1 protein-coding gene is annotated in these 255 nt (G+C 69.0%); it reads right to left on the reverse strand.

The window, feature by feature from the left end; all coding sequences use genetic code 11:
- Positions 1 to 255, reverse strand: a 255-nt coding sequence (locus ACIK7D_RS27770) for an AMP-binding protein (protein ID WP_400158178.1), incomplete at both ends; no start/stop codon positions are given.

The raw sequence follows: 255 nt of genomic DNA on the forward strand, positions 1-255 counted from the left end.
GGCGAGGTTCTGCGAGGAGAGGCCCGCGACGACCGGGTTGGTCTGCGGCATGTCCTGCTGGGTCTCGTCGAGATCGATCATGACACGGCCTGCAAGTGCGTCGGGCCCGAGGGCCTGGCGGCCGGCATCATCCGCCAGCACCAGCTTCGGGGCCGCATCGTCGAGCAGCCATGCGAGGCGGTCGGGTGGATAGTTCGGATCGAGGGGGACATAGGCGCCGCCGGCCTTGAGGATGGCGAGCAGGCCGACGACCAT

The sequence above is a fragment of the Agrobacterium sp. P15N1-A genome (genome assembly GCF_044626815.1).
Taxonomy (GTDB): Bacteria; Pseudomonadota; Alphaproteobacteria; order Rhizobiales; family Rhizobiaceae; genus Agrobacterium; species Agrobacterium leguminum.